Consider the following 22,923-nt stretch of genomic DNA (forward strand, 5'->3'; position numbering starts at 1 on the left):
CGGTTGCACAGTGGTATTACCGGGTAATGACGTAAAAATGACGACTCAGGCGTCACGTATCAGGGGTCATCGTAGAAGATCATTCCGTCATAAGGTTGCTGACGGCAGGCTTCCAGCCGTGACGCGAGCGACCCGACGTGCAGTTCAAGCTGATGGTTATCGGGGTCGAGAAAATAGAACGACTCACCTTCGCTGCGGTTACTTTTCCAGACGGTAACGCCCGCCTGCTCCAGGCGGGCACACAGGGGTAAGAAGTCTGCTTCCGCCACGCTAAAAGCGTAATGGGTATAATCCTGACGGGGGACGCCAGCGACAGGGTCGAGCGACAGACAGAGCCAGAGTGAGCCACAGCTCAGGTAGGCGCCGCGCGTCCAGCGGGCGTGAAGCCGCATTCCTGGTAACGCCTGATAAAACGCAATGCTGCGCTGCAGGTCGGCTACCGCCAGCGTCAGATGGTTAAGCCCGCTCAGCATGTTTATCTTCCAGACGAACTGCAAAGCACACCGCATCCTCCTGCCCGAAGTAGCGTCCGTAGTTTTCGATGATGTCATACCCGGCCCGCAGGTAGAACTCCACCGCTTTCTGGTTGCTGGTGCGGGTTTCCAGCCACAGTTCACGATAGCCCTGTTGGGCTGCCCATTGCTCTACCCAGCGCAGCAGGGTGACCCCCGCGCCGGGATTACCCGGCAGAGCAAACAGGCGCTTCAGCTCGCCGATCCCCTCCTGCAGCGGGCGACAGCCCACGCAGCCGACGGGTTTGCCGGCTTCATCTCTGGCAATAAAAAATCCGGCCCCTTTCACGCGCACGTCGTCATAGCTGAACGAGGCGCGTCCGGAGCTGCCGGTCAGCCCCTCCAGCGTTTCCGACAGCGCAGCCTGTAGCGCGAGTGCGTCCGGCTCCGTCGGGTCAACAGGCGCAACGCAATAGACTCTTTCTTGTGACACTGTCACCTCCACCTGAACCAGCTTTCTCTCGTAACCGCCTGAGCGTAGCGGCTTTTCTTATGCTTTGCTACTTGATGTCTGTCCTGCTGTCGCCCTAAACTAATTAGACCTCTAACAATCTGATATTGCCTGTGGACTACGATCGGCTAACCTTTTCACATCTTCTGCATTTAACGGCCCACCACTGGCGGCTGGCGGTAGACCGTCGCCTGAAAGCGCTGGGCATGAGCCAGGCAAGCTGGATGGCGGTTTCCGCCATCGCCCGTCATGCAGCGCCGCTTTCCCAGCGTGAGCTGGCTGACGAGCTGGGCGTGGAGACCGCCACGCTGGTGCCGCTGCTGAATCGTCTGGTGGAACATGGATTAATTGAACGTGCAATGACAGATAACGACAAGCGTAAGCGCCTGCTGGTCGCCACCCCGAAGGGCGAGGCGCTCTATCATGAAGTGCGCCAGGTTGCTGACCGCTTCCGGGAAGACGTGCTGACGACCATTACCCAGGAAGAACAGCAGCAGGTACGCGCTGTTCTCACCCGATTGCTGCAAGAGGTTCAGAAGGCATAATGCGCGTCCCTCATCGTGATCCCTATGCCCCGCGCGAGTGGCAGCCGCATGAAAAACCGATGCTGCTCGGTTCGCCATCCACGCCCTATCACACCACGCCGAAACGCATCGCCTACGGCATCGTTGGCCTGCTGGTCTGCCTGACCGGCGCGCTGGGCAACGCGATGGTGTCGGCGAATCTGCAAAATCTGCAGGGCACCTTTGCGGCCTGGTCAACCGAGATTGCCTGGCTGCCCGCTGTCTATGTAATGACTAACGTCTCTATCAACCTGCTGCTGGTCAAGTTTCGCCAGCAGTTCGGGCTGCGCGCCTTTACCGAAGGGTTTCTGGTGCTGTATGTGCTGGTCACCTTCTTTCACCTGTTCGTCAACGATCTCAGTTCGGCGCTGATGGTGCGCGCCGCGCACGGTATGGTAGCGGCGGCGCTGAGTTCGCTTGGCATCTACTACCAGATTCAGGCCTGGCCCGCGAAGCATCGCCTGAAGGCGTTGACCATCGGCATCACCGGGTCGTCTCTGGCTATTCCCATCGCCCGCTTGTTCTCCAGCGAACTGCTGCAGATTGACGAGTGGCGCGGGCTGTATTTGTTCGAGCTGGGGCTGGCGCTGGTGTCACTGGCCTGCGTGATGGCCCTCAAGCTGCCGCCCGGCGACCGTAAAAAGGTATTCGAGAAGAAGGATTTCCTGACCTTCATTCTGCTGGCACCCGGCATGGCGCTGCTGTGCGCGGTGCTGTCGCTGGGGCGCATCGAGTGGTGGTTTGAAACCCCGTGGCTCGGCTGGGCGCTGGCGGGCTCGGTGGTGCTGATTGTCAGTGCGATGGTGTTCGAACATAACCGCAGCAATCCGCTGCTCAACACCCGCTGGCTCTCCAGCGGCAGTATTCTGCGCCTCGGCCTGATTATGCTGCTGATCCGCATCGTGCTGGCGGAGCAGAACACCGGGGTTATCGGCTGGCTGCAGTACGTAGGCCTGCAAAACGAGCAGATGACCCATCTCGCCTGGTCGATTTTTGCCGGTATCGTCTGCGGCATTGTCGCCAGCTGCCTGACCATCAAGCCCCAACAGCTGGCGTGGCCGATCATGGCTTCGCTGGCGCTGATGATTGTCGCCACCCTGATGGACAGCCAGTCCACCAGTCTGACCCGGCCAGACCAGTTGATTATCAGCCAGTTCCTGCTCGGGTTCAGCAGCGCCTTCTTCCTTGCGCCGGCAATGCTCGCCGGGATCGGGGGGGTGATCGCCGAACCGCGTAATCTGGTGAGTTTTTCGGTGCTGTTTGGTATGAGCCAGAACCTCGGCGGCTTGCTCGGCTCGGCCATTCTTGGCACCTTTCAGACCTGGCGGGAGAAGTATCACTCCAGCCTGCTGGCCGACCAGCTCACCACGCTCAATCCGCTGGTGAACGAGCGTATTCAGCTCTATACACAGATGTATCAGAACCTGATTGGCGACACCACGCTACGCAGTACGCAGGCCATCACCCAGTTACAGAGCGCCAGCGCGCTGGAAGCAAATATTCTTGCTTACAACGATACTTATCTGCTGACGACCAGCATTGCCGCCGCCACCCTGCTGTGGATCGGCTGGCGTCTGTTGCGTCTGCGCATTACTGCCCACCTGGCGCTGAAGCGCGCCACGGGAACCAAACAATAATATTGTCGATGATAATTCCGGAGTTTGTATGAGTCAGCAGGACGCCGCTAAAGAGCAGGCCAGTACCCGCAGTAACCTGCGCGTGGTTTCCATTTTTGCCGCCGCGGCTATCGGCATCGTTGGCGTACTGGTGATCCTGTATGCCTGGCAGCTGCCCCCTTTTACCCGCCACACGCAGTTTACCGATAACGCCTACGTGCGCGGCATGACCACCTTTATCAGCCCGCAGGTGAACGGCTACATCACGGCGGTCAACGTGCAGGACTTCGCGGTAGTGAAAAAAGGTGATGTGCTGATGACCATTGACGACCGCATCTACCAGCAACGTGTGCATCAGGCGGCCGCCACGCTGGCGATGCGCGAAGCGACGCTCGCCAACAACCTGCAACAGCGCCGCAGCGCCGAGGCGGTGATTGCCCGGGATGAAGCCGCGCTGAGCAATGCCCGCGCCCAGAACCAGAAAAATCAGGCCGATCTGAAGCGCGTGCGCGAGCTGACGTCCGACGGCTCGCTCTCCATCCGCGAACGCGATGCCGCCCTGGCCAGCGCCGCTCAGGGGGCGTCCAGTATCGATCAGGCCAAGGCGCAGCTGGAGATGTCGCGTCAGGATCTGCAAACCGTGATTGTGAACCGCGCCGGACTGGAAGCGGATGTGGCTAACGCCCGCGCGGCGCTGGAGCTGGCGCGTATCGACTTACAGAACACCCGCATCGTCGCCCCGCGCGACGGCCAGCTCGGGCAGATCTCAGTACGCCTCGGTGCCTACGTGGCGGCAGGCACGCACCTCACTACCCTGGTGCCACCGCAGCACTGGGTGATCGCCAACCTGAAAGAGACCCAGCTGGCAGAGGTGCGCGTGGGCCAGCCGGTCACCTTCACCGTCGATGCGCTTAACGGCGAAACCTTCAGCGGCCGGGTGGAGAGCATTTCCCCGGCCACCGGCGTGGAGTTCAGCGCCATCACCCCGGATAACGCTACCGGCAACTTCGTAAAAATCGCCCAGCGCATTCCGGTGCGCATTGCGGTGATGGGCGATGCGAACCACAAAGCGCGCCTGCGTCCGGGGATGTCGGTACAGGTGACCATTGATACCCTGGAGAAGCCCCAATGAGGCGCCTGACTGCCATTGCGCTGGCGCTGCTGCTGGCGGGTTGCCACAGTCCGCAGGTTAAGCAGGCGCAAAGCTCGCTCACCATCCCCGCCCAGTGGCGCGACGGCATCGGGCCGGAAAGCCCGGTGGAGGGGTTCTGGTGGCGTAATTTCCATGATTCGCAGCTCAACCGTTTCGTTGAACAGGCGCTGCGCTACAACAGCGACGTGCTCACTGCCCGCGCGCGGATTGATGAGTATCAGGCCCGGGTGACCGCCGCGGACAGCGCCCTGTGGCCGACGCTGGATGCCAGTCTCGGGGTGACCCGCGCCCGCTCGCAGTCGGCGGCGACCGGCCTGCCGACCCACGGCACGCGCTATCAGGGTGGATTAACCGCCAGCTACGATGTCGATCTCTGGGGGGCAACCCGCCGCAATATCGACGCGGCAACCCTGACGCTGGAAGCACAAAAATCGGCGGCGGCGGCGGCAGATCTCAGCGTCGCGTCCCAGACGGCAGCCGGATATATCACCCTGCTGGCGCTGGATGAACAGCTGCGCATTACCCGGTCCACCCTGAAAGCGCGGGAAAACGCCTGGCAGCTGGCGAAGCGCCAGTATGAAACCGGGTACTCGTCGCGGCTGGAGCTGATGCAGGCCGATTCAGAGCTGCGCGCTACCCGGGCGCAGATCCCGCAGCTGCAACACCAGATCACCCAGCAAGAGAACGCGCTGCAGGTGCTGGCGGGAAGCCTGCCGGCGGGCGTGTCGCGCGGCGGCAATTTTGCGGCGCTGACACCGCTGAGCATGCCGGCGCAGCTGCCTTCATCATTGCTGGAACGTCGTCCGGATATCGTGCAGGCGCAGCAGACGCTGCTGGCGTCGGATCAGACGCTGGCCGCCTCGCGAGCGAAGCTGCTGCCCTCCCTGAGCCTCAGCGCGTCGGGCACTTATCAGGATGATACCCTGGCCGGACTGCTGGATAATCCGCTGCGGCTGTGGAGTGTCGGGGGCAGCGTGCTCGCCCCGCTGCTGAACCGCGATACGCTGAACGCCCAGGTGGATATTGCCATGTCCCAGCGCAACCAGGCGCTGTACGGCTATGAGAGCACGGTGCGCAATGCGTTTCGCGAGGTAAACGACAGTCTGGACGCTATCCGCCGCCTGGGTGAACAGCTCAGCGAACTGGAAGGCCAGGAGCAGGTAGCGCAGGAAACGCTGCGCATCGCCCACAACCGCTATCGCAACGGCTACTCCTCGTTCCTGGAAGAGCTTGACGCCCAGCGCACGCTCTACGCCACCCAGCTCAACGTGGTGCAAACCCGCAACGATCTGCTGCTGGCGCAGATCGATCTTTACCGGGCATTAGGGGGCGGCTGGCAGGGATGACGCCTGCCTGAACTTACGGCGGATGCGCTGCGCTTACCCGCCCTACGAGAGGCATACCGTTATTTTGTAGGGTGGGTAAGCAGCGCGCACCCACCTTTCAGGCCAGCTAGCTGGATGATTTTCAGAAAGGGGATGACGTTAGGTAAACGGGCACAGAGTAAATTTCACCATGGCTACGGTACAATGCCGGGCTGTGGAAGGTATAGATAGTTCCTTTCACTGAGAGATAAATCGCGCCATCCTTAACCTTCTTTAATGCCTCTTTATCCGTGGTGATCATAAAAGGCTGATCACCATCCTCCAGACTCGCCATAAAGGTTTTATCGTCTTGTGATGCCTCACCCAGATAAAAGCGGTATGAATAGTCGGTAGTAGCACCAGCGCTGGCTTCAGTGATGTATAGCGCTACCCTGTCATCAACCTTTACCTTACCGATCAACTCCTGTTCTAACGGTGAAAATTGCAGTGCTTTGTAGATACCAAACACAATAGCAATCAGCAGAATTGGCACCAGATAACGGCCTTGAAAAACCCGTGTTTTCCTGCAAACTTCTTCCAATAAACTGCGCGCATTGATCGCCATTTTCCTTATCCTTAAGTCAAATATAACGACGCGCAGTGTAAACCTTACGGTAACAGAAAATCGAGTTTTGTAGGGTGGGTAAGCAGCGCGCACCCACCTGTTACGTCTGCCGCTAGCCCGCGATCTGCTCCATTGCCTGCAGCACGCGTTTGTCGGACACCGGGTACGGCGTACCGAGCTGCTGGGCGAAGAAGCTGACGCGCAGTTCCTCAATCATCCAGCGGATCTCGCGCACGTCGTCGTCATCGCGTCGCGCCGGCGGCAGTTTATTAAGCCACTGCTGCCACGCCTGCTGCACCTGCTCGACTTTCAGCATCTGGGCGCGATCGCGGTGTGGGTCCACCGCCATCTTCTCCAGCCGTTTTTCGATGGCGTTCAGGTAACGCAGCGTGTCCCCGAGTCGCTTATAGCCGTTGCCGGTAACGAACCCGCGATACACCAGCCCGCTCATCTGGGCTTTAATGTCCGACAGGCCCAGCGCCATCGTCATATCCACGCGCCCTTTCAGGCGCTTGTTGATGCTGAATACCGCGGTCAGGATCTGTTCGACCTGCTTCGCAATCTCTACCACGGTATCGTTCAGCCCGGCGCGCACCTTCTCGTGCAGCTGCGTAAAGCCCTCTTCGCTCCATACCGGCCCGCCGTTCTCGGCGATAAGCTTGTCCACGCCGCAGGAGATGCAGTCGTCAATCAGATCCAGCACCTTACCGTACGGGTTGAAGTAGAGCCCCAGCTTCGCTTTGTTCGGCAGCTTTTCGTGCAGGTACTTGATTGGCGAAGGAATATTCAGCAGCAGCAGACGGCGCAGCCCGCGCCACATCGCCTGCTGCTGCTCCAGCGGGTTATCAAACAGCCGGATACCAACGCTCTCTTTCTCGTCCACCAGCGCCGGCCAGGCTTTCACCTTATAGTTGCCGCGCTGCTGCTCGTAGCTCTCCGGCAGCGCGCCGAAGCTCCAGATATGCAGCCCGCTCTGCTCGATGCCGTCATCCGCCACCGCCGACAGCGTCTCCTGCACTTTGCCCTTCAGCGCTTCTTTCAGGGCGGCAAGATCTTTGCCTTCGCTGAGCTTACGGTTTTTCTCATCCACCACGCGGAAAGTGACTTTCAGGTGATCGGGCACCTGATCCCACTGCCAGCTGTCGCGGTCGATGGTCACCCCGGTCATCCGGCGCAGCTCGCGCTCCAGCGCGTCGAGAAGCGGCAGCTCCAGCGGCGTGGCGCGACCTAAAAACGCCTCAGCGTAGTTGGGCGCCGGCACAAAGTTGCGGCGCACCGGTTTGGGGAGCGACTTAATCAACGCAATCACCAGCTCGCGGCGCATGCCCGGCACCAGCCACTCAAACCCGGCGTCGTCCACCTGGTTAAGCAGCGGCAGCGGGATATGCACCGTTACCCCATCGGCGGCGTCGCCCGGCTCGAACTGATAGCTGAGACCAAGCTTCAGGTTGCCCTGATGCCAGAAGTTCGGGTAGTCGAGCTTGCTGACCTGCTCCGCGCCCTCCTTAATCAACATGCTCTTTTCAAAGTTGAGCAGATCCGGCGTTTCGCGGCTCGCTCGCTTCCACCAGCTGTCAAAGTGTCGGGCAGAGACCACTTCGTGGCCGACGCGCTGATCGTAGAACTCAAACAGCGCATCGTCGTCCACCAGAATGTCGCGGCGGCGGGATTTGTGCTCCAGCTCCTCAACTTCAGCGCGCAGCTTCTGGTTTTCGCGGAAGAACGCATGCCGGGTCAGCCAGTCCCCCTCCACCATCGCGTGACGAATAAACAGTTCACGCGAGAGCGCCGGATCGATCTGGCTGTAGTTCACCTTGCGCGCCGCCACGATCGGCAGGCCGTACACCGTGACCTTCTCCGTCGCCATCACCGCACCCTGCGCCCGCTCCCAGTGCGGCTCGCTGTACGAGCGTTTCAGCAGATGCTGCGCCACCGGCTCCACCCATTCGGGTTCAATACGCGCGGCGATGCGGCCCCACAGGCGGCTGGTTTCCACCAGCTCCGCCACCATGGTCCACTTTGGCGGCTTCTTAAACAGCCCGGAGCCTGGAAAAATCGAGAACCGCGCATTGCGCGCGCCGGTAAACTCCTGCTTGTCGCTGTCTTTCATACCGATGTGCGACAGCAGGCCGGTAAGCAGCGCTGTGTGTACCGCGCGATAGTCCGCCGGCTCGCTGTTAACCGGAATACCCAGCTCTTTCACCACCTGGCGCAGTTGGGTGTAGATATCCTGCCACTCGCGCACGCGCAGATAGTTCAGGTAATCGGTGCGGCACAGGCGGCGGAACTGGTTCGATGACAGCGCTTTCTGCTGCTCGCCGAGGTAGTTCCACAGATTGACGAAGGCGAGGAAGTCGGACTCCTTGTCGTGGAAGCGGCGATGTTTTTCGTCCGAAGCCTGCTGCTTGTCTACCGGGCGTTCGCGCGGGTCCTGGATCGACAGCGCAGACGTAATGATCATCGCCTCGCGCACGCAGCCGTGCCTGCTCGCTTCCAGCACCATACGCGCCAGACGCGGGTCCACCGGCAGCTGCGACAGCTGGCGGCCCTGAGCGGTCAGCTTATAAACGCTCTGGGTTTCATCGGTGGTGATCGCGCCCAGCTCCTCCAGCAGCCGCACCCCGTCCTGAATGTTGCGTTTGTCCGGCGCTTCCACGAACGGAAACGCGGCGATATCCCCCAGCCCCAGCGCGGTCATCTGCAGGATCACCGATGCCAGGTTGGTACGCAGAATTTCCGGATCGGTGAATTCCGGGCGCGACAGGAAGTCATCTTCCGAATAAAGACGAATACAGATGCCTTCCGAAACGCGGCCGCAGCGCCCTTTACGCTGGTTCGCCGAGGCCTGCGAAACCGGCTCGATCGGCAGACGCTGCACTTTGGTGCGGTAGCTGTAGCGGCTGATGCGCGCGGTACCGGGGTCAATTACATATTTGATGCCCGGCACGGTGAGCGAGGTTTCCGCCACGTTGGTCGCCAGCACGATACGCCGCCCGGTATGGGACTGGAACACGCGGTTCTGCTCGGCGTTGGAGAGCCTGGCGTAGAGCGGCAGCACTTCGGTATGCGGCAGGCTGAGCTTATTCAGCGCGTCTGCGGTGTCACGGATTTCGCGTTCACCGCTCATAAAGATCAGGATATCCCCGGCGCTTTCACGGCCCAGTTCGTCCACCGCATCAAAAATCGCCTGCAGCTGATCGCGCTCGGTATCATCCGCTTCCTCCACGATGGGGCGGTAGCGCACCTCAACCGGGTACGTGCGGCCCGACACTTCAATGATCGGCGCATTGTTGAAGTGACGCGAGAAGCGCTCCGGATCGATGGTCGCCGAGGTGATGATCACCTTCAGATCGGGACGACGCGGCAGCAGCTCGCGCAGATAGCCAAGCAGAAAGTCGATGTTAAGGCTGCGCTCGTGCGCTTCATCGATAATGATGGTGTCGTACTGCATCAGCAGCCGATCCTGCTGGATCTCCGCCAGCAGTATCCCATCGGTCATCAGTTTCACCAGGGTGTTATCCCCGACGTGATCGCTGAAGCGCACCTTGTAGCCCACCGCGCCGCCCGGCTCGGTTTTCAGCTCTTCGGCAATGCGGTTCGCCACGGTGCGCGCCGCCAGACGACGCGGCTGGGTATGGCCAATCCAGCCTTTTACCCCGCGCCCCAGCTCAAGGCAGATTTTTGGCAGCTGGGTAGTTTTACCGGACCCGGTTTCACCGGCGACGATCACCACCTGGTTGTCGCGCACCGCCTCCAGAATCGCCTGCTTCTTCTGGCTGACCGGCAGGTTATCCGGATAGACAATTTCCGGACGCGCGGCGGCACGCAGCGCGACTTTGCTGGCGGCGGCGGCGATCTCGCGTGCCAGCTCACTCATCACTGCCTTTTGAGATTCAGGATTTTTAACTTTCTTTGTACCCTGCAGGCGGCGCGCAAAACGCTGCTTGTCGCGCAGCATCAGCGTGTCGAGCTGCTGGTAAAGGCCCGTAAGGGAAAAATTCTCGTGTTCTTTCATCGTATTATTGGGCAGCTTTCTGCCAGTGTTTTTTTGAAACAGATACCCTGCAGAATATCATATCCCACGCCTGTCGGCGGGAATTCCCTGAAAGGCAGGTGGTAATGCCGGAAGCCTTGTTCAATAAATTCGAACATAGGCTTCGATATATTGCGCTATCACTGCACAGGCAATGTGCTTAGAGTGTCAGCAAGCGAAGGGCAACGGCCCTGATAACCAAACATAAAAAGGAATCACCCATGAGCAAAGTATTGGTTCTGAAGTCCAGCATCCTGGCAGGTTATTCAACGTCTGGTCAGCTTAGCGACTATTTCGTTGACCAGTGGCGTGAAAAGCATAGCGACGATGAAATCACCGTGCGCGATCTGGCTGCTAACCCAATCCCGGTACTGGATGGTGAGCTGGTAGGCGCGCTGCGTCCTTCCGATGCGCCGCTGACCCCACGTCAGCAGGATGCGCTGGCCCTCTCCGATGAACTGATTGCTGAGCTGAAAGCCCATGATGTGATCGTTATTGCGGCACCGATGTACAATTTCAACATCCCGACCCAGTTGAAAAACTACTTTGACCTGGTTGCCCGCGCCGGTGTGACCTTCCGCTACACTGAGAACGGTCCGGAAGGTCTGGTCACCGGTAAGCGCGCAGTGGTCCTGACCAGCCGCGGCGGCATCCATAAAGATACCCCGAGCGATCTGATTGCCCCGTACCTGACCCTGTTCCTGGGCTTCATCGGCATCACCGACGTGAACTTCGTGTTTGCTGAAGGTATCGCCTACGGTCCGGAAGTGGCGACCAAAGCCAACGCCGACGCGAAAGCCGCGATCGACAGCGTTATCGCTGCGTAATTCCCGCTGATAAAATCGCCGCCGGCCACACACCGGCGGCTTTTTTTTGCCCGTCGTTTACTCAACCACCCAGCGGGTCTCATCGAGACTGAACACCAGCGTGCCGTCGCGCAGCGCGTAGGGCACCTGATAGTCATGGCGATCGTGCATATTGCGGTCGGCGCACGGCTCGAAATAGTGTACGCAGCAGCTGAAACTGAACTGCGTGTCGTCGATAGCGGTTACGCTGAAGGTGTCCGGCTCGTACGCGTACCGCATATCATCGGGAAAGGCCGACATCACAAAGCGCTTAAACAGCGGGGCGTTGTCGGTTATCAGCGCGCTCAGCGCAGCACGATCCTGCGGATTCACGTCACCCAGCGCGAGGCTGTATTCCTGATGGCTCATGTCGATCTCCTCTGGCTATTTGCGTAGCCATTTACCGTTGATGCCGCGCACGTACTCTCCCGGCTGCGCTCTGGCCACCAGCTTCTGCCCGGCCATACGCGCCACGTCGTCCACGGCGATATTGTTGCTGTCCGCCAGCGCCTGATAGCTTTCGGCCCGGGCGGCGTTAATCTGTTTTACCAGCGCCTGGGTGTCGCTGTCCTGCTTCAGCGGCGCGATATAGCCGCTCAGCGTCTCGCCGACGCGCCCCTGCTGGCGGGCTTCATCCAGCGTCAGGCCAAACGCCAGCGGGCTGACCATCACCAGCGCCAGCAAGCATGATTTCACTGTCAGTTTCATCGCCACCCTCCTCAGAACAGGTCGCTACGGTTTTTGAGCAGCGTCTCGACGTCTTTATCCACCTTAACGTGGATCTCATGCTCAATTTTAACGTTCATATTGATGGTGATCGGCTCCTTCGGCGCGGCCACTTCAATGCGCGGCGTACAGCCTGTCAGCCCAATCGCCATCAGCGCCGTCACTCCGGCAGCAAGTCGTTTCATTTATTTTCCTCACAAACGGCCCCGGGCGCGGCGCAGGACGAAGGCTGCGACGAGAGGTTTTGCTCAAGCCAGGACTGTAAATTATCGCCAAAGCGCAGGCTGCGCCACAGGGTAAAAAGATTCTCTTCGTGACTGTAGTTCAGATGGACGGTGCTGCTTTTGCCCTGCACCTTGCCGGTACCGGTAATGCTGGCCTGCAAACGCAGCGCGCCGAGATTATCCAGATCGATGCGTGTCCAGGAGCGCGAGATCTCCATGTAGCGCAGCCAGTTGATGGCCGCCCCGGCAGCCACGTTATCGTTCGCAATGGCATCCGCAGTGTCTTTATCCAGACGCAGCGTCATCGGCCCCGGATTGGCGAGCCAGCCATCTTTAATGATCCACTGCGGGTGCTCAAGCCACAGCGGCAGCGCCCCGCTCACCGGGCCGGAGAGCGTAAACTGCTTCGGATTCACCGCGCTCACCAGCTCGCTGGTGGAGATATTATTCACCCGCACCAGGGCGGCATCGTGCTGCGGCATCCGCAGCTGCTGCATGGTGATAGTGCCGCCGAGCGCCTCGACGCTGACGTCGCTCAACCCCAGCGGCTGCGCCTCGCTCCAGGGATACCAGCCCTGTAAGGAGGCCGTGAAGTTGTGGGCAATAATCTGGTTTTCGATAGTACCGATCTTCAGGCGCACCGGCCCTCGGGTGCCAAGATGCCAGGTGCCGGCGCTGAAGCGGAACGGCAACACAAAGTCCACGCCGTCGATTTTGTTATCCGGCATCCAGGCGCTGCCGTCGCGCAGCACGCCGTGACCGCCGGCTTCAAACCCCTGCCCGGCGGCAGCGGAAAAGGCTACCTGGGCGTAAAGCGACCCGTCGCGCAGCGCCATTTCCCAGTCCGGCGGTAGCAACGGCTGAAACACCGTCAGCTGCTGCTTTGGCCACCAGGCTTCGCCGCGCAGCCGTTCGCCGTCCCAGCGTCCGTGATGCCGTACCGGGCCAATCACCCCGGCGCGCAGATCGCCCCTGAAATTAAACGAGGTGGGATCGCTGCCCTTCAGTGCAAAGGTGAACGCCGACGGCGGCAGGACGCTACCGCCGCTGAAGCGGGTTTCGCCGGCGTTGAGCCGCAGATCGCCGGTGAATGACGGCGCAGCCGGGTCGCGCACCCAGCGCAGCGGCTCGGCGAGCGTCAGACGCGGGGTGGTCATGGTCATGCTGCCGTACTGCAGCTGGTCAAAACCGGTGGAAAGCGCGGTCAGTTCAATGGTGCTGTCCTGCCAGCGCCCGCGCCCGGCCACATCCCAGGCCGCCTGCATTGGCGTGAAGTTCCCCTCGCCCCAGTAGCGCCAGTTCCACAGGCCTTTGTCGGGTAAGAAGTTGCTGGCCTGGCCGTCAAGATGCAGGGTGAAGTCGCCGGTGCCGCCCTCGTGGGCGCGCAAAATGGCCTGCAGGCGGCCAGCCACGCCGTCCTGTGTCAGCGTCACCCCTGCCAGCGGCCAGCGGATCTCATCGATATTCAGCGCGTCGATCACCCGGCCACGGGAGCGCAGCAGCGCTCCGGGATGAAAACGCAGCGTAGGCGTCAGCAGCGGGCCGCTGAGTTCCCCCGGCAGCCCGGCGTAGAAGATCATCGCCTCCTGTTTCGCTTCCCCGGTCAGGCGCAGTGGCATGGCGCTGTCGGTAAGGCTCAGCCGGCCCGGCCCGAAATTGAGTACCGCGTTGCCTTTCCCGGCGCGGCCCTGGGTCACCACGTTCAGCCGGCCATCAAACAGGGTATGCTCAAGCCCCTGCTGCCAGTTCCGCGCCCTGACGGCCACCCGCCCGCTGAGCGGGAACCCCTGATACGGCCAGCTCCAGCGCCCGTCGCTGATGGTTAACGCCCCGACGCTGGCGGTCCAGGGGAGATCGAGCAGCGGATCCTCTGCGTCGGGGGCCATCACAATCAGCTGACCGCGATCGGCGTCCCACTCCAGCTCCGCGGTGGCATCGCGCGGCTCGCGCGGCAGATGCAGCGAGGTGCGCAGGCTGCCCTGGGTCGGCAGCCCGTCCGGCATCAGCCCGAGCGTCAGGTCGCCCGCCAGCGCCAGCGGCGGTTCGCCGTCGAACAGCGGCAGCTCAAACTGGCTGAGGGTCAGCGTCTGCCCTTTCACGGCAACCTTGACGCGGAGCCGCTCGCCCTGAAAGCTCAGCTGCTGTGTTTCCGGGCTAAGCGCCACGGAGAGCGTCCCGGCATACTGATCCCAGGGCGCCAGTGAAAAATGGTTAACGTTAAGGAAGCTGCGCGGAAGCATCGCCTGCCATTCAGCCAGGGTGCGCGGCGCACTGGCAGCCGTATCGCTCTCCGGAAGCTGGCTCAGACAGGCGCTGTTAAGCGTGAGGGTGTCGACATCAAGCTGCCAGCGGCTCGGATGGCGCAGGATAGCGTTGTCAACGCGGGCCAGTTCGCACTCTCCGGCGAGATAACGCAGATCGGGTATCACAATCGCATTGCGGGTCAGGCGCGGGCTGGACTCCAGTGCGATGCGGGTACCTTTTGGCAGCCACAGGCCAGCGAACCCCGGCAGCCAGTACGCCGTGGTATGGAGAAGTGCGAGCAGCGAAAGCACAATCAGCAGCGCAGTGGCGATAATGGCTTTGTATTTACCCGTCATGGGCAGTTAATATCCTGAATAAGCGAATAATTTTTGCCAGTGAGTCGCGTTATTCTGGCATGTTTGCCCCTTCAGTTGAAGCAGAGGGTTCCGGGTAAGCGTAGTTGACCTAAAATTAGAGGTAACCACCTGCTCCATAAATCTTTTTTTAGAATTTGTAAGAAAATTTTAACCATGCTAACGTGACCAAAACGTCACTGGAGAAAGTCTTATGAAACTGGCGATTTATAGCACGAAACAGTACGACAAAAAGTATCTGGAGCATGTTAACCAGGAATATGGCTTCGAACTCGATTTCTATGACTTTTTGCTCACCGAGAAAACCGCAAAAACGGCCCACGGCTGCGACGGCGTATGCATCTTTGTGAACGATGACGGTAGCCGCCCGGTGCTGGAAGAGCTGAAAAAGGTTGGCGTGAAGTTTATCGCCCTGCGCTGCGCCGGTTTCAACAATGTCGATCTGGATGCGGCGAAAGAGCTGGGCCTGCATGTGGTGCGCGTTCCGGCCTACTCCCCTGAAGCGGTGGCGGAACATGCTATCGGCATGATGATGTGTCTGAACCGTCGTATTCATCGCGCCTATCAGCGCACCCGTGACGCCAACTTCTCGCTCGAAGGTCTGACCGGCTTTACCATGCATGGCAAAACCGCCGGAGTGATTGGGACCGGGAAAATTGGCGTTGCCGCCCTGCGCATTCTGAAAGGGTTTGGTATGCGCCTGCTGGCGTTTGACCCGTACCCGAGCGCCGCCGCACTGGAGCTGGGCGTGGAGTACGTCGATCTGCAAACGCTGTTCTCCCAGTCTGACGTGATCACCCTGCACTGCCCGCTGACGCCGGAGAACTATCACCTGCTGAACCGCAGCGCGTTTGACCAGATGAAAGACGGGGTGATGATCATCAACACCAGCCGTGGCGGTCTGGTGGATTCTCAGGCGGCGATCGACGCGCTGAAAAGCCAGAAAATCGGGGCACTGGGGATGGACGTGTATGAGAACGAACGCGATCTGTTCTTTGAAGATAAATCGAATGACGTCATTCAGGATGACGTGTTCCGTCGTCTGTCAGCCTGCCACAACGTGCTGTTTACCGGTCATCAGGCTTTCCTGACCGAAGAAGCGCTGATCAGCATTTCGGAAACCACGCTGCAGAACCTGAGCCAGCTGGAAAAAGGCGAGCCCTGCGCCAACGAGCTCTGATGCTCCGGGTGGAGGCGACATCGCGCTTCCGCCCGTCATTCCCACTTACTGTAGATTGGATAAGCGATACGCAGCTGCCTTTATCTCTGCGTAGGGTGGGTAAGCAAAGCGCACCCACCTTTTCCTCTACGCGACACGGGGATCAAAAACTACCGCAGCTCCCGGATGCCAGCGCGCTGGCGCTGCAGCGTTTGCCGTTCGGCATCGCGCACATACCGGTTGATGAACCATCTAACTGACGCGCCGCCAGCGCCACGCCACCCGCCATCGCGCAGTTTGCTGCCGCGCTCTCTGACAGCGCTGCCCGCATCCCTGGCGCGACATGCGCCGCCGTTGCCTGCTGTTCCGGCTCGCTGCTGCAAGCCGATAATAAAAGTGCCGCACACCCCACTAAAAACGCCGCGCGCATAGATCTCCCCTCATCATGAAATACGCAAAACCCCTGCATCTTATGCAGCCCGGCGGCGTGCTGTCGAGGCGCGGTGAAAAATTTACACAGCGTTGCAGCGCCTTTCTGCCGTTTTTTTGACCCGCATCGGATTATTCCGGTTTCGCTTGTTTCTGTGAAGCAGCGCACAGCCACTATTACCCCTGCGTTTTGTGGCGGCAAGGACACAAAAGCGAAAATTGCCGCCGCACCCGTTTGCTAAAATTCCCCCATAATTACAGGGTGTGTTGCGGTATCACGCGCCCCTCTCCTTTTGCGCAATGTGAGGATCTCTTTATGATCACAACTGACGGCAATGGCGCAGTGGCTTCGGTGGCATTTCGCGCCAGCGAAGTGATTGCTATCTACCCGATTACGCCGAGTTCGACGATGGCGGAACAGGCGGATGCCTGGGCCGGAAACGGCCTGAAGAACGTCTGGGGCGATGTGCCGCGCGTGGTGGAGATGCAGTCCGAAGCCGGAGCGATTGCCGCGGTACACGGCGCATTACAGACCGGGGCGCTCTCCACCTCCTTTACCTCGTCCCAGGGTCTGCTGCTGATGATCCCGACGCTCTACAAACTGGCCGGTCAGCTGACGCCGTTTGTGCTGCACGTCGCGGCGCGCACCGTCGCCACTCACGCGCTCTCTATCTTCGGCGATCACTCTGACGTGATGGCGGTGCGCCAGACCGGCTGCGCCATGCTGTGCGCCGGCAGCGTGCAGGAAGCGCAGGATTTTGCGCTTATCTCCCATATCGCCACGCTGAAAAGCCGGGTGCCGTTTATTCATTTCTTCGACGGCTTCCGTACCTCACATGAGATCAACAAAATCGTGCCGCTGGCCGACAATACGCTGCGCAGCCTGCTGCCGCAGGCGGAGATCGATGCGCACCGCGCCCGGGCGTTGAATCCCGAGCATCCGGTTATCCGCGGCACCTCGGCGAATCCGGACACTTACTTCCAGTCGCGCGAAGCCACCAATCCCTGGTACGACGCGGTGTACCAGCACGTTGAACAGGCGATGGCGGCGTTTGCCGAAACCACCGGGCGCAGCTATCGCCCGTTTGAGTATTACGGCCACCAGGAGGCAGAACGCGTGATCGTGCTGATGGGCTCGGCCATCGGCACCTGCGAAGAAGTGGTGGATGAACTGCTTAGCCGCGGTGAGAAAGTCGGCGTGCTGAAAGTGCGGCTGTATCGCCCGTTCAGCGCCGCGCACCTGCTGGCGGCGCTGCCCCAGAGCGCGAAAACCATCGCGGTGCTGGATCGCACCAAAGAGCCGGGGGCGCTGGCGGAACCGCTGTATCTCGACGTGATGACCGCGCTGGCGGAAGCGTATAACGCCGGCGAGCGTGAAACCCTGCCGCGGGTGATCGGTGGGCGCTATGGTCTGTCATCTAAAGAGTTCGGCCCGGACTGCGTGCTGGCGGTGTTTAACGAGCTGCGCGCAGCGAAGCCTAAACCGCGCTTCACCGTCGGCATCTATGATGACGTGACGCACCTCTCCCTGCCGCTGCCGGAGAACACCCTGCCGTCTCACGCGAAGCTCGAAGCGCTGTTCTACGGACTGGGCAGCGACGGCAGCGTGTCGGCAACCAAAAACAACATCAAAATTATCGGCAACGCCACGCCCTTCTATGCCCAGGGCTACTTCGTGTACGACTCGAAAAAGGCCGGCGGCCTGACGGTGTCGCATCTGCGCGTCAGCGAGCGGCCGATCAACTCGGCCTACCTGATCGATAAAGCCGACTTCGTTGGCTGCCATCAATTGCAGTTTATCGACAAGTATCAGATGGCAGAGCGCCTGAAGCCCGGCGGGATTTTCCTGCTCAATACCCCCTATTCACCCGATGAAGTCTGGGCGCGGCTGCCCCAGGAGGTGCAGGCGACGCTGGTCAACCGCCATGCGCGGCTTTACGTCATCAATGCTGCGAAAATCGCCCGCGAGTGCCAGCTTGGAGCGCGTATTAACACCGTTATGCAGATGGCATTTTTCCATCTCACCCACATTCTGCCCGGAGACAGCGCGTTAACGGCGCTGCAGGGCGCGATTGCCACAAGCTACAGCAGCAAAGGCCTGGAGCTGGTCGAGCGCAACTGGCAGGCGCTGGCTCTGGCGCGTGAATCGCTGTTCGAGGTGCCGCCGGAAACGGTAAACGCCGACAGCCCGCTGCGCCCGCCGGTGGTGTCCGATGCTGCACCAGACTTTGTCAAAACCGTGACCGCCGCCATGCTGGCAGGTCTGGGCGACGCGCTGCCGGTCTCGGCTCTGCCGCCGGACGGCACCTGGCCGGTAGGCACCGCCCGCTGGGAGAAACGCAACATCGCCGAAGCGATCCCCATCTGGAAACCGGAGATCTGTACCCAGTGCAACCACTGCGTGGCGGCCTGCCCGCACTCGGCGATCCGCGCCAAAGTGGTTCAGCCTGACGCCCTTGCGGCTGCGCCGGATTCACTCCAGTCGCTGGACGTGAAATCCCGGGATATGCGCGGCCAGAAATACGTATTGCAGGTCGCGCCTGAGGACTGCACCGGCTGCAACCTGTGCGTCGAAGTCTGCCCGGCGAAAGATCGCCAGAACCCGGAGATCAAAGCCATCAACATGATGTCGCGCCTTGAACACGTTGAGGAGGAGAAGGTTAACTACGATTTCTTCCTCGACCTGCCGGAGATCGACCGCACCAGCCTTGAACGCATCGACATTCGCACCTCGCAGCTGATCTCGCCGCTGTTTGAGTACTCGGGAGCCTGTTCTGGTTGCGGTGAAACGCCGTATATCAAGCTGCTGACCCAGCTTTACGGCGACCGCCTGCTAATCGCTAATGCCACCGGCTGCTCGTCCATTTACGGCGGCAACCTGCCCTCCACCCCATACACCACCGACGCTAACGGACGCGGGCCAGCGTGGGCTAACTCGCTGTTTGAGGATAACGCCGAGTTTGGCCTCGGTTTCCGTCTGACGGTGGATCAGCACAAGCAGCGCGTGCTGCGCCTGCTGGAGGCCCAGGCTGATAAGCTGCCTGCTGAACTGGTAGATGCCCTGCGCGCCGACGCGGCACCGGAAGTGCGTCGGGAACAGGTGGCGCAACTGCGCGCCCTGCTGCAGGGTGACCCGAGCGCCGCACAGCTGCTGACCGACGCCGACGCGCTGGTGGAGAAATCGATCTGGCTGATTGGCGGCGACGGCTGGGCCTACGACATTGGGTTTGGCGGGCTGGATCACGTGATGAGTCTGACCGAGAACGTCAATATTCTGGTGCTCGACACCCAGTGCTATTCCAATACCGGCGGTCAGGCGTCCAAAGCCACGCCGCTCGGCGCGGTAACGAAGTTTGGCGAGCACGGGAAACGTAAAGCGCGTAAGGATCTGGGCGTCAGCATGATGATGTACGGCCACGTCTACGTGGCGCAGATCTCCCTCGGTGCACAGCTTAACCAGACGGTGAAAGCGATTCAGGAAGCCGAGGCCTATCCGGGACCGTCGCTGATTATTGCCTACAGCCCCTGTGAGGAGCACGGTTACGACCTGGCGCTCAGCCATGACCAGATGCGCCAGCTCACGGCGACCGGTTTCTGGCCGCTGTATCGCTTCGATCCGCGTCGCGCAGACGAAGGGAAAATCCCGCTGGCGCTGGATTCACGCCCGCCGTCGGATGCGCTGGCCGATACGCTGATGAAAGAGCAGCGCTTCCGCCGCCTGAACGCGCAGCAGCCGGAGGTCGCCGAACAGTTATGGAAGGATGCCGCCGCAGACCTGCAGAAGCGCTACGATTTTCTGGCGCAGCTGGCGGGCAAAGCGGAGAAAGCGGCAAGCGAGTAACGCAGAACGCCGCTCCCGGAGAGCGGCGGAAATGAATGTGGGTGCGCTACGTGCAGCGCACCCATTGCACAATCTCAGAATGGGCAATCGCAGCGCCCCGATTACATAATCGTAGGGTGGGTAAGCGCAGCGCACCCACCGCTTTACCGACCGGATTACTTCAGCAACCGCACCTTCACCGACTTGCCTTTGATTTTACCCTGCTGCAACTGCTTCCACGCGTGACGTGCCACCGACTCGCGCACTGCCACGTAGGAGTGGATCGGATGCATGTCGATCTTGCCGATGTCTGCGCCGTCCAGCCCCATGTCACCGGTCAGCGCCCCGAGGATATCGCCCGGACGCATCCTCGCCTTTTTCCCGCCGTCAATGCACAGCGTCGCCATCGCGGCTTCCAGCGGTTTCACCGCCCCGCCCGTCGGCGCGCTCTGCCAGTTAAGCGACAGGTTCAGCATCTCTGCCAGCACCGCCGCACGCTGCGCCTCTTCCGGCGCGCAGAAGCTGATGGCCAGCCCGCTCTCGCCGGCGCGGGCGGTGCGCCCGATGCGGTGCACGTGTACTTCCGGGTCCCAGGAGAGCTCGTAGTTGATCACCATCTCCAGCGATTTGATGTCCAGCCCGCGCGCGGCCACGTCGGTGGCCACCAGTACGCGGCTGCTGCCGTTAGCAAAACGCACCAGCGTCTGGTCGCGGTCGCGCTGCTCCATATCGCCGTGCAGCGCCAGCGCGCTCTGACCACGGGCATTCAGCGCATCGCACACCGCCTGACAATCCTTTTTGGTATTGCAGAACACCACACAGGACGCGGGCTGGTGCTTGCTGAGCAGAGCCTGTAGCAGCCCGGTTTTCGCACCGCGCGACACTTCATAGAAGTGCTGCTCCACCGCCGGCAGTTCGTCCACGGTGTCGATCTCAATACTCTGCGGATCGCGCTGCACGCGTTTACTGATGGCGGCAATGCCGGCAGGCCAGGTCGCAGAGAACAGCAGCGTCTGGCGCGACGCCGGCGCATGGCGGATCACGTCATCGATCGCCTCAGCGAAGCCCATGTCGAGCATGCGGTCGGCTTCGTCCAGCACCAGCGTTTGCAGGGCATTGAGCTGCACGGTGGCTTTTTCGAGATGATCAAGCAGACGCCCTGGCGTGGCGACGATGATGTGCGGGGCGTGTTGCAGCGAATCGCGCTGCACGCCGAACGGCTGACCGCCGGACAGGGTGAGGATTTTGATGTTAGACATAAAGCGCGCCAGACGGCGCAGCTCTTTCGCCACCTGATCCGCCAGTTCGCGGGTTGGACAGAGCACCAGCGACTGGGTGATAAACTGGCTGGCATCAATGTGCTGCAGCAGCCCAAGGCCAAAGGCGGCGGTTTTGCCGCTGCCGGTTTTCGCCTGCACGCGAACATCTTTTCCGGCAAGAATAGCGGGCAGCGCTGCGGCCTGAACCGGGGTCATGGCGAGGTAACCCAGCTCGTTGAGGTTGGCGAGCTGGGCTTCAGGTAAGGCGTTTAAGTCGGAAAAAGATGTCACGTCAGAATTCTCAAGGTATACAGGACTGACGCGTATGCTAGCAGACTCGCGGGTTGCGGTCATGAAACTTGCCCGCGCGGCTCAGTCGAGCGCCAGAATCGCCTCGATTTCAACGTTAAGATCCGGTGAAAATAGCGCGCTGACCTGCACCAGGGAACTGGCCGGCAGGTGATCCTCGAAATTAGCGAACAGTACCTCACGTAGCGCGGGCAGGCTTTCAACCACAGTAATAAAAATGGTGACCTTAATCAGCGCGCTCAGCGTGGTATTTTCCGCTGCGGCAATCACCTTAAGCTGACGAAAAACCTCTTCCGCCTGACGGGCAACATCCCCGCCCTGCGCCGCGCTGCCAAACGCTGTCAGGCCGGAGACATACAGCGTGTCCTTGTGTTTTACCGCATGCACATAGGGCGCAGTGATGGTGCCGAGCTGCGAATAGGTTTTACGTTCCAGATGAATCATGGGTGCCTCGATGAAGGGAGGGAACAGGCGTCAACCATAGCCGTCTCGTCCGGTCATGTGCAATAAGGAGGTGAAAGCGTGATGATAATGGATCTGTGTGCCTGTCGCGGTCTGCAACCCTTCAACAAAATAGTTTCCGGGTTGCAGAACCCTGTGCCTGCCGAAAACTTATTTCGTCATCTGCTGGGCGGATTTCAGATGTTGCTCAACCACCGGCGTATGTGCATCGGCCAGCGCCTTCACGTCCGGGTCTTTGATATTTTTGGCGTCACTCTGCAACTTCGACAGCACCATTTCGTGGTCTTTGGTGCCGGCATTTTCCATATACATTTTGTCGAAGGCCTCACCGCTCTGTTTCTCCAGTTCGGCGGCCATCGTTTTATGCATGGCGTCCGGTTCAGTCGGCAACGTCACGCCCTTCTGCTGGGCGACCGGCTGGACTTTCGCCAGGGCAGCCCCGTGGTCATCGACCATCCGCTGAGCGAAAGCTTTAACGTCGCTGCTTTGGGCTTTGTTCAGCGCGATTTTGGCGGCGGCAATTTCATTGATATTGGCCTGCGCCATGTCCACCAGCGCTTTTTCGTCACCGGCGCTGAGCTTAGCGCTCGATTCAGTCTGGGTTGCAGCGCCACTTTGCGCGGCGGTGGCCGGGCTCTGAGCATATACGCCGGCCGTGCTGAACATTGCTGCTACTGCTGATACCGCCAGCAGTCCTTTCAGGGTCTTACGCTTTTGCATGTCGTTCTCCTGATAGTCATCGGTAAGGCTGGCGTCAGGTAATTAACCTGCTCAGCCTTCTGAGGAAATTATTACTGCAATAGTCAGTGTAGTGC

General features: G+C 60.4%; 19 protein-coding genes. 7 read left to right on the plus strand and 12 right to left on the minus strand.

Translation table 11 applies throughout. The features are described from left to right. Window positions 1-59: 59 nt before the first annotated feature. On the minus strand, window positions 60-473 hold the full coding sequence (gene fos / locus KFZ77_RS09925) for a fosfomycin resistance glutathione transferase (RefSeq protein ID WP_264384050.1): 414 nt from the start codon (window positions 471-473) through the stop codon (window positions 60-62). Continuing rightward, on the minus strand, window positions 457-945 hold the full coding sequence (locus KFZ77_RS09930) for a GNAT family N-acetyltransferase (RefSeq protein WP_264384051.1): 489 nt from the start codon (window positions 943-945) through the stop codon (window positions 457-459). The genes fos and KFZ77_RS09930 overlap by 17 nt, the downstream gene beginning before the upstream one ends. A 131-nt stretch (window positions 946-1,076) precedes the next feature. Between KFZ77_RS09930 and KFZ77_RS09935 the strand changes: the two genes are divergently transcribed. From KFZ77_RS09935 to KFZ77_RS09950, 4 genes are read left to right on the plus strand one after another with little or no spacing between them, the layout of a single operon-like run. Further along, window positions 1,077-1,508 carry a MarR family winged helix-turn-helix transcriptional regulator gene (locus tag KFZ77_RS09935; protein WP_031519309.1) on the plus strand — a complete coding sequence of 144 codons (432 nt, stop codon included), beginning with the start codon at window positions 1,077-1,079 and terminating at the stop codon, window positions 1,506-1,508. After that, the gene (locus tag KFZ77_RS09940; RefSeq protein ID WP_264384052.1) at window positions 1,508-3,163 is read left to right on the plus strand and encodes an MFS transporter; all 1,656 of its coding nucleotides are present in this window, start codon (window positions 1,508-1,510) and stop codon (window positions 3,161-3,163) included. Before KFZ77_RS09935 ends, KFZ77_RS09940 begins: the two co-directional genes overlap by 1 nt. 28 nt (window positions 3,164-3,191) lie before the next feature. Beyond that, the gene (locus KFZ77_RS09945) at window positions 3,192-4,274 is read left to right on the plus strand and encodes an HlyD family secretion protein (protein WP_264384053.1); all 1,083 of its coding nucleotides are present in this window, start codon (window positions 3,192-3,194) and stop codon (window positions 4,272-4,274) included. After that, the gene (locus KFZ77_RS09950) at window positions 4,271-5,641 is read left to right on the plus strand and encodes an efflux transporter outer membrane subunit (protein WP_264384054.1); all 1,371 of its coding nucleotides are present in this window, start codon (window positions 4,271-4,273) and stop codon (window positions 5,639-5,641) included. The genes KFZ77_RS09945 and KFZ77_RS09950 overlap by 4 nt, the downstream gene beginning before the upstream one ends. A 121-nt stretch (window positions 5,642-5,762) precedes the next feature. Here KFZ77_RS09950 and KFZ77_RS09955 read toward each other — a convergent pair whose 3' ends face one another. After that, window positions 5,763-6,224 carry a hypothetical protein gene (locus KFZ77_RS09955; RefSeq protein WP_264384055.1) on the minus strand — a complete coding sequence of 154 codons (462 nt, stop codon included), beginning with the start codon at window positions 6,222-6,224 and terminating at the stop codon, window positions 5,763-5,765. Between the two features lie 112 nt (window positions 6,225-6,336). Continuing rightward, window positions 6,337-10,239 carry an ATP-dependent RNA helicase HrpA gene (hrpA, locus tag KFZ77_RS09960; protein WP_264384056.1) on the minus strand — a complete coding sequence of 1,301 codons (3,903 nt, stop codon included), beginning with the start codon at window positions 10,237-10,239 and terminating at the stop codon, window positions 6,337-6,339. Window positions 10,240-10,478: 239 nt separating this feature from the next. On the opposite strand from hrpA, the gene azoR reads away from it, so the two are divergent. Then, a complete protein-coding gene (gene azoR, locus KFZ77_RS09965; RefSeq protein ID WP_031519299.1) occupies window positions 10,479-11,084 on the plus strand; it encodes an FMN-dependent NADH-azoreductase in 606 nt (201 codons plus the stop codon). Window positions 11,085-11,141: 57 nt separating this feature from the next. Here azoR and KFZ77_RS09970 read toward each other — a convergent pair whose 3' ends face one another. From KFZ77_RS09970 to KFZ77_RS09985, 4 genes are read right to left on the minus strand one after another with little or no spacing between them, the layout of a single operon-like run. Beyond that, window positions 11,142-11,471, minus strand: a complete 330-nt coding sequence (locus KFZ77_RS09970; RefSeq protein ID WP_031519297.1) for a hypothetical protein — start codon at window positions 11,469-11,471, stop codon at window positions 11,142-11,144. Between the two features lie 15 nt (window positions 11,472-11,486). Next, window positions 11,487-11,810, minus strand: a complete 324-nt coding sequence (locus KFZ77_RS09975) for a YdbL family protein (RefSeq protein ID WP_264384057.1) — start codon at window positions 11,808-11,810, stop codon at window positions 11,487-11,489. An 11-nt stretch (window positions 11,811-11,821) separates the two neighbouring features. Next, window positions 11,822-12,013 (minus strand): YnbE family lipoprotein, encoded by a 192-nt coding sequence (locus tag KFZ77_RS09980; RefSeq protein ID WP_031519294.1) that lies wholly within the window; start codon window positions 12,011-12,013, stop codon window positions 11,822-11,824. Next, a complete protein-coding gene (locus KFZ77_RS09985) occupies window positions 12,010-14,652 on the minus strand; it encodes a YdbH family protein (RefSeq protein WP_264384058.1) in 2,643 nt (880 codons plus the stop codon). Before KFZ77_RS09985 ends, KFZ77_RS09980 begins: the two co-directional genes overlap by 4 nt. A gap of 211 nt (window positions 14,653-14,863) precedes the next feature. On the opposite strand from KFZ77_RS09985, the gene KFZ77_RS09990 reads away from it, so the two are divergent. Further along, window positions 14,864-15,850 carry a 2-hydroxyacid dehydrogenase gene (locus KFZ77_RS09990; RefSeq protein WP_031519290.1) on the plus strand — a complete coding sequence of 329 codons (987 nt, stop codon included), beginning with the start codon at window positions 14,864-14,866 and terminating at the stop codon, window positions 15,848-15,850. 142 nt (window positions 15,851-15,992) lie between these two features. Here KFZ77_RS09990 and KFZ77_RS09995 read toward each other — a convergent pair whose 3' ends face one another. Beyond that, complete coding sequence (locus KFZ77_RS09995) at window positions 15,993-16,259, minus strand: putative hemolysin (RefSeq protein ID WP_031519288.1); 267 nt, start codon at window positions 16,257-16,259, stop codon at window positions 15,993-15,995. 315 nt (window positions 16,260-16,574) lie between these two features. Here KFZ77_RS09995 and nifJ point away from each other — a divergent pair, with 315 nt between their 5' ends. Next, complete coding sequence (gene nifJ, locus KFZ77_RS10000; protein ID WP_264384059.1) at window positions 16,575-20,099, plus strand: pyruvate:ferredoxin (flavodoxin) oxidoreductase; 3,525 nt, start codon at window positions 16,575-16,577, stop codon at window positions 20,097-20,099. 155 nt (window positions 20,100-20,254) lie between these two features. Here the strand turns inward: nifJ and dbpA are convergent, their stop codons facing one another. From dbpA to KFZ77_RS10015, 3 genes are all read right to left on the minus strand, one after another. Next, window positions 20,255-21,628 carry an ATP-dependent RNA helicase DbpA gene (dbpA, locus tag KFZ77_RS10005; RefSeq protein ID WP_264384060.1) on the minus strand — a complete coding sequence of 458 codons (1,374 nt, stop codon included), beginning with the start codon at window positions 21,626-21,628 and terminating at the stop codon, window positions 20,255-20,257. Window positions 21,629-21,709: 81 nt separating this feature from the next. Beyond that, on the minus strand, window positions 21,710-22,090 hold the full coding sequence (locus tag KFZ77_RS10010; protein ID WP_264384061.1) for a RidA family protein: 381 nt from the start codon (window positions 22,088-22,090) through the stop codon (window positions 21,710-21,712). A 168-nt stretch (window positions 22,091-22,258) separates the two neighbouring features. Beyond that, window positions 22,259-22,828, minus strand: a complete 570-nt coding sequence (locus tag KFZ77_RS10015; RefSeq protein WP_264384062.1) for a DUF4142 domain-containing protein — start codon at window positions 22,826-22,828, stop codon at window positions 22,259-22,261. Window positions 22,829-22,923 lie beyond the last annotated feature (95 nt).

Source organism: Siccibacter colletis (genome assembly GCF_025914095.1).
GTDB classification, from domain to species: Bacteria; Pseudomonadota; Gammaproteobacteria; order Enterobacterales; family Enterobacteriaceae; genus Siccibacter; species Siccibacter colletis.

Bases quoted from the DNA above. Each gene is read 5' to 3' on its own strand.
- fos (WP_264384050.1), bottom strand. From the start codon at position 473: ATGCTGAGCGGGCTTAACCATCTGACGCTGGCGGTAGCCGACCTGCAG.
- KFZ77_RS09940 (WP_264384052.1), top strand. From the start codon at position 1,508: ATGCGCGTCCCTCATCGTGATCCCTATGCCCCGCGCGAGTGGCAGCCG.
- KFZ77_RS09945 (WP_264384053.1), top strand. From the start codon at position 3,192: ATGAGTCAGCAGGACGCCGCTAAAGAGCAGGCCAGTACCCGCAGTAAC.
- KFZ77_RS09950 (WP_264384054.1), top strand. From the start codon at position 4,271: ATGAGGCGCCTGACTGCCATTGCGCTGGCGCTGCTGCTGGCGGGTTGC.
- KFZ77_RS09955 (WP_264384055.1), bottom strand. From the start codon at position 6,224: ATGGCGATCAATGCGCGCAGTTTATTGGAAGAAGTTTGCAGGAAAACA.
- hrpA (WP_264384056.1), bottom strand. From the start codon at position 10,239: ATGAAAGAACACGAGAATTTTTCCCTTACGGGCCTTTACCAGCAGCTC.
- azoR (WP_031519299.1), top strand. From the start codon at position 10,479: ATGAGCAAAGTATTGGTTCTGAAGTCCAGCATCCTGGCAGGTTATTCA.
- KFZ77_RS09970 (WP_031519297.1), bottom strand. From the start codon at position 11,471: ATGAGCCATCAGGAATACAGCCTCGCGCTGGGTGACGTGAATCCGCAG.
- KFZ77_RS09975 (WP_264384057.1), bottom strand. From the start codon at position 11,810: ATGAAACTGACAGTGAAATCATGCTTGCTGGCGCTGGTGATGGTCAGC.
- KFZ77_RS09980 (WP_031519294.1), bottom strand. From the start codon at position 12,013: ATGAAACGACTTGCTGCCGGAGTGACGGCGCTGATGGCGATTGGGCTG.
- KFZ77_RS09985 (WP_264384058.1), bottom strand. From the start codon at position 14,652: ATGACGGGTAAATACAAAGCCATTATCGCCACTGCGCTGCTGATTGTG.
- KFZ77_RS09990 (WP_031519290.1), top strand. From the start codon at position 14,864: ATGAAACTGGCGATTTATAGCACGAAACAGTACGACAAAAAGTATCTG.
- KFZ77_RS09995 (WP_031519288.1), bottom strand. From the start codon at position 16,259: ATGCGCGCGGCGTTTTTAGTGGGGTGTGCGGCACTTTTATTATCGGCT.
- nifJ (WP_264384059.1), top strand. From the start codon at position 16,575: ATGATCACAACTGACGGCAATGGCGCAGTGGCTTCGGTGGCATTTCGC.
- KFZ77_RS10010 (WP_264384061.1), bottom strand. From the start codon at position 22,090: ATGATTCATCTGGAACGTAAAACCTATTCGCAGCTCGGCACCATCACT.
- KFZ77_RS10015 (WP_264384062.1), bottom strand. From the start codon at position 22,828: ATGCAAAAGCGTAAGACCCTGAAAGGACTGCTGGCGGTATCAGCAGTA.